11 protein-coding genes are annotated in these 13,049 nt (G+C 36.7%); all 11 read left to right on the top strand.

The features are described 5' to 3' along the window. Position 1 precedes the first annotated feature (1 nt). The 11 genes from ES948_RS00840 (at position 2) to ES948_RS00790 (ending at position 13,032) form a co-directional block, all read left to right on the top strand. A complete protein-coding gene (locus ES948_RS00840) occupies positions 2-1,264 on the top strand; it encodes a M18 family aminopeptidase (RefSeq protein ID WP_152183026.1) in 1,263 nt (420 codons plus the stop codon). Then, complete coding sequence (locus ES948_RS00835; RefSeq protein ID WP_152183025.1) at positions 1,265-2,263, top strand: sensor histidine kinase; 999 nt, start codon at positions 1,265-1,267, stop codon at positions 2,261-2,263. Next, positions 2,260-2,586: a hypothetical protein gene (locus ES948_RS00830; protein ID WP_246153788.1), complete on the top strand. Its 327-nt coding sequence runs from the start codon at positions 2,260-2,262 to the stop codon at positions 2,584-2,586. Before ES948_RS00835 ends, ES948_RS00830 begins: the two co-directional genes overlap by 4 nt. 9 nt (positions 2,587-2,595) lie before the next feature. Further along, positions 2,596-2,880 (top strand): DUF2249 domain-containing protein, encoded by a 285-nt coding sequence (locus tag ES948_RS00825; RefSeq protein ID WP_152183024.1) that lies wholly within the window; start codon positions 2,596-2,598, stop codon positions 2,878-2,880. 246 nt (positions 2,881-3,126) lie between these two features. After that, a complete protein-coding gene (locus ES948_RS00820) occupies positions 3,127-5,508 on the top strand; it encodes a hypothetical protein (RefSeq protein ID WP_246153787.1) in 2,382 nt (793 codons plus the stop codon). A 112-nt stretch (positions 5,509-5,620) separates the two neighbouring features. Beyond that, positions 5,621-6,301, top strand: a complete 681-nt coding sequence (locus ES948_RS00815) for a toxin-antitoxin system YwqK family antitoxin (RefSeq protein ID WP_152183023.1) — start codon at positions 5,621-5,623, stop codon at positions 6,299-6,301. Between the two features lie 80 nt (positions 6,302-6,381). Next, positions 6,382-9,504 carry a cytochrome c biogenesis protein CcsA gene (locus tag ES948_RS00810; protein WP_152183022.1) on the top strand — a complete coding sequence of 1,041 codons (3,123 nt, stop codon included), beginning with the start codon at positions 6,382-6,384 and terminating at the stop codon, positions 9,502-9,504. A gap of 9 nt (positions 9,505-9,513) precedes the next feature. Then, positions 9,514-10,212, top strand: a complete 699-nt coding sequence (locus ES948_RS00805) for a DUF2461 domain-containing protein (RefSeq protein WP_152183021.1) — start codon at positions 9,514-9,516, stop codon at positions 10,210-10,212. Beyond that, the gene (gene hemH, locus ES948_RS00800; RefSeq protein WP_152183020.1) at positions 10,213-11,163 is read left to right on the top strand and encodes a ferrochelatase; all 951 of its coding nucleotides are present in this window, start codon (positions 10,213-10,215) and stop codon (positions 11,161-11,163) included. It begins immediately after the preceding gene. Continuing rightward, positions 11,163-11,795: an HAD family hydrolase gene (locus tag ES948_RS00795; RefSeq protein ID WP_152183019.1), complete on the top strand. Its 633-nt coding sequence runs from the start codon at positions 11,163-11,165 to the stop codon at positions 11,793-11,795. Before hemH ends, ES948_RS00795 begins: the two co-directional genes overlap by 1 nt. A gap of 22 nt (positions 11,796-11,817) precedes the next feature. Then, positions 11,818-13,032, top strand: coding sequence for a hypothetical protein (locus ES948_RS00790; RefSeq protein WP_152183018.1), 1,215 nt, complete (start codon positions 11,818-11,820; stop codon positions 13,030-13,032). The last annotated feature ends 17 nt before the right edge of the window (positions 13,033-13,049 follow it).

Genomic DNA, 13,049 nt, shown 5'->3' with positions numbered 1-13,049 from the left:
AATGAACAAGCAAGATTTTAACGAAGGACTTTTAGGATTTTTAGATGCTTCTCCTACGCCTTTTCATGCAACACAAAATATGGCTGCAATGTTTAGTAATGCCGGCTTTAAAGAGTTGCGTGAGGATGAAAAATGGAAGCTTACGGCTGGAGAGAAATACTATGTAACACGCAATGATTCCAGTATCATTGCTTTTACCTATCCAAAAGAAGAAAAAAACTATTTGATGATTGGTGCACATACAGATTCACCAAACCTAAAACTCAAGCCAAACCCTGTAATCAAAGAGCATGGAGTTGTAAAGTTTGGTGTTGAGAGTTATGGGGGACTGCTTTTAAACCCTTGGTTTGACAGAGATCTTTCAATTGCGGGAAGAGTTAGCTACTTAGATGCAGACGGCAGTGTGCAAAGCAGTCTTATCAATATAGAAAAAAAGATAGCAACGATTCCCTCTTTGGCAATTCATCTGGATGATAAGGCAAACAAAGAAAGAACTGTAAACAAACAGACTGATGTATGCCCTATTTTGACAACAAATGAAGATTTCGATTTTAATGATTTTATACTGTGGCAGCTTGATAAGATAGGTGTAAAGAGTGTAAAAGAGATCTATGCACATGAGCTTAGTTTTTATGATACGCAAAAAGCCTCTTTTGTAGGACTTCGTGATGATTTTATCAGCAGTGCAAGACTTGATAATCTGCTCTCTTGTTATGTGGGGATGTTGGCACTTTGCAGTGTTGATGCGAGCAAGCCAATGCTTTTTATTGCAAGTGACCATGAAGAAGTTGGCAGTGAGACGACAAGTGGAGCAGGGGGAAGCTTCCTTGAAAACACATTGCGACGTCTCTTTGATGATTATGAAGAGTATGTGGAACTGACCCGAAGTTCGATGATGATCAGTGCAGACAATGCTCACGCAATCCATCCAAACTATCCAAGCAAACATGACAAAGAACATGCTCCATATATGAACGCAGGTGTAGTTATTAAAATCAATGCAAATCAGCGTTATGCAACAAACAGTGAGACAATGGCAAAGTTTTTAAAAGTTGCAGAGGAATTAGGTCAGAATGTACAAAAGTTTGTAACACGCTCAGATATGGGATGTGGCTCTACAATCGGACCAATCACGGCAACACGCATCGGTATTGAGACCATTGATGTGGGACTGCCGACACTTGCAATGCATTCTATCCGTGAGCTTGCAGGCAGCGATGATGCACATTCACTCTATAAAATTTTGGTAGGGTTTTCACTCTAGATGGCAACAATCACTCCAGAAGAGCTTAATCTTTTAATCGAGCAGACCTATAAAGTAGAAAACGAGTTTAATGAGCTTAAAGCCTCGTATGCACATCTGCAAGATACCGTTGAGAAAGTTGTGGAGTTTTTACCAAATGCTATATGGATACTTAACAGTGAGGATTCAACGGTATTTCTACAAAATTCTCACGCAAGAGAGCTATGGCAGCTTTTAAAGCTTTTGGAATATAAAGAAGAAGATTATGAGGTAAAGCATAACAACCACTCCTACCTTATAAAAAGCTCCAGTTATAAAGACAAAGTGATGCTCTCTGCGACAGACATTACAGAACAAAAGAGAAAAGAGAACTTAGCTACGATGGGACAGATGGCAGCACATCTCTCACATGAGATTCGTAATCCTATAGGAGCTATCTCTTTGATGAGCTCAACACTTAAAAAAAGAGTAATTCCAGAAAATATTCCTATTGTTGAAGAGATACAAAAATCTGTACATCGCATAGAGCGTATTATCAAAGCGACATTGATGTTCTCCAAAGGTGTTGAGGCACAAAAAAAAGAGTTTTTATGGAGTGAGTTAAAAGAATCACTTGATATGTCGATAGATTACTATGGATACTCGAAAGATATTACATTTATATTTCCTCAGAATGATTTTAAGATTTTTGGAGATAAAGACTTATTGGAGATGCTTTTTTCCAATTTCATCACAAATGCTATCGATGCGATAGAAGCTGATGAAAAAGAATACGGTGTTGTAGAAATAGAGCATAAGGTAGAAGATAAAAAGCATATCTTTACCATTTATGACAGTGGGATTGCCATTGAGAAGAAAGGGGATCTTTTTGAAGCATTTAAGAGTACAAAACTTAAAGGAAATGGCTTAGGCTTAGTACTTTCGAAACAGATTGCTGAAGTGCATAAGGGTAGTGTGGAGCTTTGTGATGGTTTAGATAAATGTTTTAAAATCACTATTCCAGTAGAAGAGGAGGGATGAAAATGTTAATGACACATGAAAATATTATTACTCTTTTAGACCATGTAACGATTGACGCCTCAACTGTTGTGTGTCACTTTAAATGCCCTGAAACAAACAACAGCATTGTTTCTGCAGTTGCTTTTGAACCATATGATGGAAAAATTGTTTTAACATGGAAAGAGATTCTGTTCCATCCGATAAAATCATATAACAGGTACTATCATACCCCTATAGTCATATATGGTAAAGAGTGTAAAGAGACGATTGTGCTCAAAGCTTTTAAGCAGGTTTCAAACAATTTTATTTGGAATCAACAAAAGCAGAAATATATCTGTAACTAAGGTAGAACAGTGAAGAAAGAAAAAGTAGCGATTCCAATGACTACATTGGATTTTTATAAATATGAAGAAGATGGAATAACGTACTATGAGTTTGATGCTACAGAATGCTCTCCACCTGAACCTATGGTAAATACTATGAATGCTCTAAGAATGATTCAAAATGAAAACCAAAGGCTTGTCGGAAGATTTTTCCATGAGCCGACACCGCTTTATGCAAAGATAGCGCAGTTCTTTTCATACGAAGCCAAAGAGTTGGAAAATGGTGATTACAAAATCACCTTTAAGAAACTTTAAAACCCTACTAATTTAAAAGAAAACTTTACCTGAAAATCATACAAAATCTAGAAGTATATTTTAAGTTATAAGCTTTCTAAATCACTTCTATAAGCCACTTTAAATAAACTTGTCACAAAATTATCACATAAGTATTATTTATATACAAATTTTATACAAATATAAGTTTTTCTTTTTTATTTAATCTTCAATTAAATTATAAAATGTGATACTAAGCGTGAATTTACAACAAAGGGGAGAGAGACTATGACAAAAAATATATTAGTTTCTATGGCTGCATCAGTTGCATTTATGTCTATGACGGCGACTGCTGCTTTGGCTTATGACAAAAATCCACCGTTTTCGTTAAATAAGCTGAAGAAGTACACGGAAGTAGATGCAAATGGAAAAAAGAGTATTGGATATGAACCAAAAAATGAATACAATGTTTTTATCAACTATGAACTTGGTATGCACTGTGTTGGTTTTTCTATGGATTATTGTTGTGTGATTCCACCATATAACTCGATTCAAGCTCAGGCTGTTGCAAGTGGAAAAAGTGGTAAGTTACCAAAGCTTTTATCACCGGATGATGATGTGAAGCTTTACTATTATACGAAGGACAATTCGTATAGTGAAGGTAACAAAATGAAGTACTGGACAGTACGAAAAGATGCTGATGGTGATGGGCACCTGGATTCTGCCGGTGATAATGTTGCAAACTATGTTTGGACACACCTATTTATCTATAAAGATCTAGAGGGGACTATTCCTGCAGGTGCCGGAGATAAAGACAGATTACGCATTGGTCGTCAAGTGCCTGTTAGAATTGATGCTGGGCCTTCTGGTAAACCGATGTCTGGAGGTTACTTAGAGTATGCAGGAAAAAATGGTGGTAATGTTGTAATGACAGATACACTGGTTCCACCTGTTAAAAATGTAAAACTGGTGCTTACCGCTTCACATCTTTGGGATGCACTCGGTCTTCCACTTACTGCATTTAATGATTCAACAAGAAAAGGAACAATTCGTTCTGTAACAGAGAAGGATTTTCAACCGTTCCAATACTCAACTGTTGAGATGCATGACAGAACAGGTAAAAGTATGAAAAATGCGGATGGTAGCAGTGTTTCATATTTTGGTACAAACCCAGTTGATATTCCAAACTGTTATGCATGTCACTCAAGAAACGGTAAAGCTGCTCAAATGGCAAGAGATGAAGGTCTGGATTACTCTGATAAAGAGTATAAATACTGGAAATCTTATCCGGATGAAAGTGAATATATGGCTCGTTTAGCAGAAGCATCGATCAATATTCTTTCTCTGCATGATGCACACCATAAAACAAACTTTTTACGTGATTATCAAGCAGATGCTTCTGGTAACAGACTTGGAAAAGTAGGTATGGTAAACTGTGCAGACTGTCATGGTGATAATGTTTCAGGTAACTTGCAAGAGCCACGTCCAACGGCAACAGGTTACAAAGCTGTTAAAGCAAAACCGCTCTCAGAAGCGATTCATGGCTTTCACTTGGGTATGGTACCTATGCCTGATGGTGCCGGTAGAAGTCAATCTTGTCAATCATGTCACCCAACACACTTCCAAAATCCAAATATGAACGATGACTCTAACCCATTTAGAGTTACAGACAGATATGGTGAAGGTAGATTTAACAAAGGTGATATTAGAAAATCTGGTGGTGGATGTTATGTAAGACGTGACGCACACTCAAATCCAAATGCGAAACCGCCTTTCTTCTTAAATGCTTATGGAAAATGGCAATACAAAAATGTCTCTCTTAAAGATGAGCATGGAAAAGATGCAGGAGAACTTCGTGGACTTTACTGTACAAACTGTCATACAAAAGTGGCACAAGCTTTCCAGAACTATGATGACATTCAGCATGACAGTACACAAGAAGGGAAAACTTTAAGAAACAAAACACTTAAAGAGATGATTGAAGTGATTGCAAATGGTAATAAGAAAAGATTTGCAGAACTTGCTGACCCTAAAACAACAGGTAAAAATGAGGTTATGAAGTACTATACTGAGCATAAATCTGCAACACTTGTTAAAAATGTTGGTAAAGATGGTAAGCTTGACTTGAAACCTTGGAATCATCCAAAAGGTGGAAAAGTACCATATGCAGCAGCATCTGGTGGAAATGACTGGTGGTTGGCAGCTTCTGAGCCACACTGTGCGGATTGTCACTTGGCTCCGTTTGTAGAAAGTGAAACAGGTGGAAAATATTTCCCAATTGACCTGCCAAACAAATACTCTCTCTACAGATACTCAAAAGGTCATGGAGATATTGCATGTCAAACATGTCATGAGTCAACACACGGACTTTACTCTACAAGATATGACGGTAAAGAGCGTTCAGTTGATGTGACAACACATGAACAAGCATTACAATACTCACCTGATGGAAAATATGCAGGTCCTGTAACATGTTCAGCATGTCACACAGTAAATAAAAAAGGTGTTCCATTACAACTTAAAGATACAGAGTATGCAAATGACTACTGGGCTTCAGTAACATTGGCGCACTTTATGAGAAGTGGAGATCAAAAACTTTCAGTAAAAGAGTTGGTGAAAAAATATCCGTACAAAAAATCTTCTAATATCGTTAAAAAAGGATGGAAATAATTCCTCCTTTTTGCTTCCCTTTTTCTTAAGGGAAGCATTATTATTTTGCTCAAAGTATATACAAGTATATTTTTACTAAAATAATCTTCAGATAAAAAATCAAGGAAATTTCATGACAAAAATCTATTTTAAATCTTTTGTATTACTATCGTTTCTTTCCGCTACAACAGTGAATGCAGAGCTTGTGAAAAGTTATTTTAATACGGGTGAACTCAAAGCTGAAACAAACTATGTGGATGGAACAAATACAGATATAAAAGAGGGCATAAAAAATGGTTTGGAGAAGATATACTATATAGAGGGTGGTCTTGCATACAGTGTCAACTATATCAACAACAAACGTGACGGAAAACTGACTTGGTATGATAAAAAAGGCAGAAAAATCGCAGAGATGTTTTATAAAAATGGAAAACTTGAAGGACCTGAGACAGCATATTTTCAAAATGGAAAAGTAAAGTATAGAGTGAATTATGTTAATGATAAAAAAGAGGGACTACAAAAAGAGTATTATGACAATGGAGTTCTCGCTTTAGTTGTGCCTTATAAAAACAATAAAAAAGAGGGTATTCAAAAAGAGTACACCTTTGAGGGGAAACTTTATAGTGAAGTGCTATATAAAAACAACTATAAAGAGGGTGAACAGAAGTGGTATGACTCTCAAGGAAATATTGTCAAAAGAGAACTTTTCAAGATGGATAGACCTGTCAATGTTATGAAAGAGATACTGGCAAAAAAAGAGACATCGGATATTATGATAAATAGTATCGATTTTTCTCCTAAAAAACCTAAATAGTATCAAAATATCTTTTTATATACTTTTTATTAGCTAATATTGACTAAAATAATTTTTTTTACAAAACTAAGGAAATAAATATGAATAAACTCCTCTCTTTTATAGGTTCCATGAAAACAATGGCAGTTTTAATGCTTCTCTTTGCATTTGCTATTGGATATGCGACTATTGTCGAAAATGATTTTGGAACGATGACAGCAAAAGCAGAGATATATAATGCACGATGGTTTGAGGTGCTGCTTGGATTACTCGCTATCAATCTAATCTATAATATTTTTCACTATAAAATGTACACACTGAAAAAAGCTCCTATACTTATCTTCCATGTTGCATTTTTAGTTGTTTTGGTCGGTGCGGCAATTACAAGATATGTTGGTTATGAAGGTACGATGCATATCCGTGAGGGAATGACGGAAAATTCAATGTTAAGCTCAGACCCTTACATTATTATAAAAGCGCAAGATTTGCATAATAAAGCGGAATTTGACAAGATTTTATATCTCTCAAAGAGAGGAGATAATGATTTTGAACATACTTTAGAGTTGGGTGATAAAAAAGTTGCTGTAAAACTTGTAGAGTATATTCCTAATGCTGTTGAGACACTTGTTGCTGATAAAAACGGGAAAGCTATTGCAAAGATGATGATTACCGGAGGTGGGCAAGGAAAACCTGTAGCTCTTGAAGAGGGAAAATACTTTGATGCTGGTAACTTTGTATTAGATTTTAACTCAGGTATGCAGTTTAACAAGCCAGTTATAGCTCTGTTTTTAAAAGATGGAAAACTCTTTATGAAGCACGATATGAAACTATCATACCTTAAAATGGCAGACCGCTCAAAAGGTAACTTAGAAGCGAATGATAATGAACCAGTCAATAAAAGAATGCTATATTCAACAGATCTTGGCGGTTTTGTTCTACGTGATTTTATGCTGCATGCAAAGAAAAAGGTTGTCACAAACAGTTCAGCACTGCTGAGAAATTCTGGTGTTGATGCTCTGAAATTTAGCATAACAGTTGGTCCAAAAAGCAAAGAGTTCTTAGTATATGGACAAAAAGGTATGCAAAGTCGTCCAACAACACTGACGCTTGGTGGTGTGAATGTGAGTGTAGCCTATGGCTCAAAAGGGATAGCGTTGCCATTTAAACTCAAACTCCTTGATTTTCAACTTGATCGCTATCCTGGTTCTATGAGCCCGGCTTCATATGCGAGTGAAGTGGAACTAATTGATGAGAAAAATGGAGTACATATGCCATATAGAATCTATATGAACCATATTTTAGACTATCAAAACTACAGATTTTTTCAAGCGTCATATGACAGAGATGAGAAAGGGACTGTACTTTCAGTAAACCATGATCCTGGCACGTTGCCTACGTACATTGGTTATGCATTGATGGCACTTGGAATGTTCTGGGTACTCTTCTCACGCAAGTTTAGATTTGGTCAACTCTCAGCAAAAGCAAAAAAGGCTGCAGAGTGTAAAATTGTACCTGCATTTTTAGCAGTTGGAATTCTTTTGAGTTTTACACCTGCAAAAGCTGCTGAACTAGATCCGGCCATCAAGACTATTTTAGCTTTTGACAAAGCGCATGCTGAGAAGTTTGGAACTTTAATTGTTCAAGATACAAAAGGAAGAATGAAACCAATTGATACACTGTCAACCGAGATTTTAGCAAAAATCCATAGAAGTGCATCACTTAAGGTTGGTGGAGAAAAGCTAACTCCAAATCAGGTGATTTTAGGAATGATGATACGTCCTGATATCTACAAAGAGGTAAAGCTTATCCGTACAGGTGACCCTAAAATCAATATGGCAATAGGTGCACAAAAAGATGCGAAATATGTCTCCTTTTCGCAGTTTTTCCAAGACTCTGTTGGTATGCGTGGGTATAAAATCGCGACTTTGGTTGATGAAGCAAGCAGAAAAGCACCAAAAGACAGAAACAAGCTCGATAAAAAAGCTTTGGAAATTGATGAAAAAGTCAATGTTGTCTATATGGTTTTTACAGGCTCACTGCTTAAAATCTGGCCAAAACCAAATGACATAAATAATAAGTGGTATGCAACAATAGATGCCTTAGAGAGCTTCCCGCAAAAAGAGTCTCTGCAGATCAGAGCTTTGGCACTGAATTATTTCACAGCGATTGATGCATCTTTGCAAAGCGGAGATTGGAGTAAAAGTGATGCAGGTGTTGCAAAGATAGCACAGTATCAAAAATTTTACGGTGCAGCTGTTTATCCACCGGAAGGCAAGATAAAAGCAGAGATTTTTTACAATCACTCCAATGTTTTTGAAATTCTTTGGCCGCTTTACTTTGTTGTTGGTTTTGTATTGTTGATTTTGAGTTTTATCAAAATTGTAAAACCGAAATTCCAGATGGATACAATTACAAAGCTCTCATTGGGACTGCTGGCAATCTTCTTTATTGTACATACTGCTGGTCTGGCGCTTCGCTGGTATATTTCAGGACATGCTCCATGGTCAAATGGATTTGAGTCGATGACATATATCGCTTGGGCAACAGTTTTAGCCGGCTTTATCTTTTCAAAACAATCACCAATCACATTGGCTTCAACATCTATTTTAGCTGGACTTATTCTCTTTGTTGCACACTTGAACTGGATGAATCCGCAGATTACGAATCTTGTACCGGTGCTTAACTCTTATTGGCTGAGTATTCACGTGAGTATGATTACAGCATCTTATGGTTTCTTAGGACTTGGTGCACTGCTTGGCTTTATTACACTCCTGCTTTATATTTTTGGAAATGGAGCAAACCGTGAACAGATAGCGCGCTCTATTAAAGAGCTTAATGCTATCAATGAGATGAGTCTACTTATCGGTCTTGTATTGCTTACGGTTGGTAACTTTTTAGGTGGTGTCTGGGCAAATGAGTCTTGGGGACGCTACTGGGGATGGGACCCGAAAGAGACATGGGCACTTGTAACGATTCTGGTTTATGCTGTTGTTGTGCATTTACGATTTATCAAATCAATTTACAATCAGTTTAACTACAGTGTTATTTCACTTCTGGCATTTACATCAGTACTGATGACATATTTTGGTGTAAACTACTATCTTGCAGGTATGCACTCATATGCAAAAGGTGACCCGGTTCCGATTCCTGATTTTGTACCGGTAACCTATGCGATAGTTTTTATCATCATTATATTGGCATATAGAAACAGAAAGATAGCATAGAGGCTGCGTGTGGAGTTTCAAGGCTTTTCTAAAGAGACACTTCCTTTTTTAGCCTTAATCCGCGAAAATAATAATAAAGAGTGGTTTGAACTTCATAAAAAGAAGTATGAAACACTTATCCTCGAGCCTTCACGGGCTTTCGTTGAAGAGTTTGGAGAACATCTCCAGGCGCTTGAGCCTACCGTTAATTTTTCTCCAAAGATAAACAAATCACTCTTTAGAATCTATCGCGATACAAGACGTCCGGATGCAATTGCAGTGCCTATTAAACATCGAATTGGTATTATATTTTGGCAAGGCTCTGGTAAGCGGATGCAGAGCTCGTCATTTTATCTGCATTTTTCTCCTGAAGAGCTTTTTGTTGCAGTAGGTGTACGTTGGTTTGAAAAGCCAATGCTTGATGCCTATCGTGAGTATATTGCAGATGATGAACGTCGAGCATACCTGCGTGAGGTATTGGAGAGTATCACTGCCAAAGGTTATAAGATAATAGAAAAAGGGTATAAACGCTATCCGAGAGGATTTGACAAAGAGATGCAAAATGCAGAGTTGAGTCTTTACAAGGGAATGGCAACGTACAAGGTCTTAGATCCGCATTTGATAGAAAATGGCGAGAAATTGATAGATACTCTCTTTAAAATTTATGAAGATATGCTACCATTGCAGCAATTAATGTATGATGTAAGTCTACGGGTTAAAGAGGATTAAATGGCAAAAGAAGCGGTAATTCTACTCAATATGGGTGGACCAAACAATCTTGAAGAGGTTGAAGTTTTTTTAAAAAATATGTTTGCAGATAAAAACATATTGACGATGAAGAGTAGAGTGCTGCGTAAATTTATCGGAGGTATGATAGTCTTTACCCGTACAGAAAGCTCTCAGGAGATTTATAGACAACTAGGTGGAAAATCTCCCATAGTAGGCCATACCAAAAAACTTGTCGTAAAACTGCAAGAACGCCTTGGTGAGAATGTTATTGTAGATTTTGCTATGCGTTATACTCCGCCTTTTGCTTGTGAAGTAGTAGAGCGACTTAACAGTGAAGATATAGATAAGATTTACTTGATTCCACTCTATCCGCAATACTCTACAACAACAACAAAATCATCACTTGAAGATTTTGAAGCATGTTACCATGATAAAGGTGTAGATGCTCTACTGGTTGAGATAAAACATTTCTTTGAAAATGAAAAATATAACAAGGCTATTTTAGAGCGAATCAAAGAGAGTATGCATGATGCAACATACAGAGATTTTGACATCATTTTCTCTGCACATGGTCTGCCTAAAAAGATAGTAGATGCCGGTGATGTGTATGAGAAGCATATAAACCGTCATGTGGCAATTCTTCAAGAGATGATGCTACGTGAGGGAATGGACTTTCATGAAGTACATCTTGCATATCAGTCAAAAGTAGGGCGTATGGAGTGGTTGACACCTTCGCTTGAAGATAAGCTTAAGACTGTACGTAATCGTGGAGTGATTATCTTTCCTATTGCTTTTACGATAGATAATTCAGAGACGGATTTTGAGCTCGATGTTGAGTACCGTGAGATTGCAGAGGAGCTTGGTTTTAAAGAGTACCGCGTGGCAAAATGTCCTAATGACAGCGAGCTCTTTGTTGATGCCCTTCAAGAGATTTATGAAAAGATGAAGTGATGCAAAGAATAGTTATCTTTGATATGGACGGGACACTGATTGACTCAAAAAAAGATATCACAGTTTCTGTTAATTATGTAAGAGAGAAATATCATAATCTCCCACCACTCTCAGAAGAGTTTATTGTAGAAGCTATCAATAAACATCAGAGAAACCTGGCAAAACTTTTTTATAATACTGAACTTTATGAAGAGAGAGACAGAGAACTTTTTGAGAAACATTATAAAGAGCAGTGTATAGAACATCCCTATCTTTATGATGGTATAGAAACAATGCTGCATACTTTAAAAGAAAATGGTGTAAAGATGTCGGTAGCGACCAATGCTCCCACACTCTTTGCAAAAACAATGTTAGAGCATTTGGATGTGGCAAATCTCTTTGATATGATTGTTGGAGCAGACAGAGTAAAAGCCTCAAAACCCCATCCAGATATGATCCATACTATTCTTGATTTTTACAACTACAACAAAGAGAGTGACAAAGCCTGGATGATAGGCGATAACTCCAAAGATATTGAGAGTGCAAAACGAGCAGGTATTGCAGCTATATTTGCTACATGGGGATTTTCTGCAAGTGGTGAGCATAGTGTCGTAGTAAAAGAGCCAAAAGAGATTTTAGATATCATTTTATAAATATTTATGATAGAATATCTCTATGTTTGATATAGATTTATTAATTTCTCTTGGCTTTATGGCACTTCTTTTCTTGAGACATGTCGCTATTTTAAAGAAACCAAACAAAATAAACTATGCCCCTTTAATGATTGCAATAGGTACTATTGCAAGTTTGATTCATTTTATTATCCATCCTGACCCTTTCAATGTGATTTTATTGGTACGTGAATCTTTTATGCCTCTTTTAGTCGCTATGATACTCTACATTGTGATGAACATTTTAAATCAGACCAAAGAGTCACAAAGTGCAAAATTGCATGATGAGTTTACAAAAATTCTTGTGCGTGAGATTACGCAATTAAAAGAGTTCATTTTAGAGCTTGAGTCTCGTATGACAGAGTACTCAGAAGAAGACAGAAAAATTCAGCAGGAGATTCAAGAGAAGTTCCAAAATGATATCAAAGCTCTGGATGTAATTCAAGCCAATCAGATAGAGTTTACGAAAAAGTTTGAAAAGATTGAAGCTTATAATGAAAACGTCAATAAAGCGTTTTCATACTTCAGTGAAGTAGAGATGCCTGAACTCAATGAGCGTTTAAATAAGCATATAGAGCTCTTACGTGTAACAGAACAAGACCATTACAATAAACTTACTGATTTACTCAAAAAAGCAGGTGAAAGTAGATATGATATAGCAGAAGATATAGAGAGTCTCAAGTCAATGTTAGAATCGATGAAACAGCTCTCAGAGAGTGTCTCAAAAACAATAGTGGAAAAAACTGCTGCAAAACTTACATCTCTCACGCAAGAGTTTGAAGGTCAGATAGTATCACTCAAGCTGCATGCTGAAGGTATTAAAACTGCACTCTATGAAGATGAAAATGTACTCAGTGGGATTCGCACACAGAGTGAAATGATAATGAAACAGATGCGACTCTCAGCAAATCAGATGGATGAACTTGAGAAAAAAAATACAAGCTTGGTCAATGTTTATGGTGATATGGAAACTTTAGTACAGGATATTGAAAAGATCAAAGCAGACTATGTCAAAGCACAATCACAGCTCACACAGCTTTCGAGCGCGCTACAAAAGGCGAAAGAGCAAAGTAGTGAAGAGATAAAAGAGATGCTTGAGGATTTTTTGGAAAAACTCGATCAACATTATAATAAGACACATGAAAATATCACAGAAAGTGTCAAGATGATGGCCAAAAAAGCACAGCTGCAAAAAGGTTATACGCAGCTTGATGATTAAGCTCGTTTATAAGTGAG

This window comes from Sulfurimonas indica (assembly GCF_009192995.1).
GTDB classification, from domain to species: Bacteria; Campylobacterota; Campylobacteria; order Campylobacterales; family Sulfurimonadaceae; genus Sulfurimonas; species Sulfurimonas indica.
The sequence above is the reverse complement of the archived record's forward strand: the minus strand, read 5'-3'. Positions and strand labels throughout refer to the sequence as shown.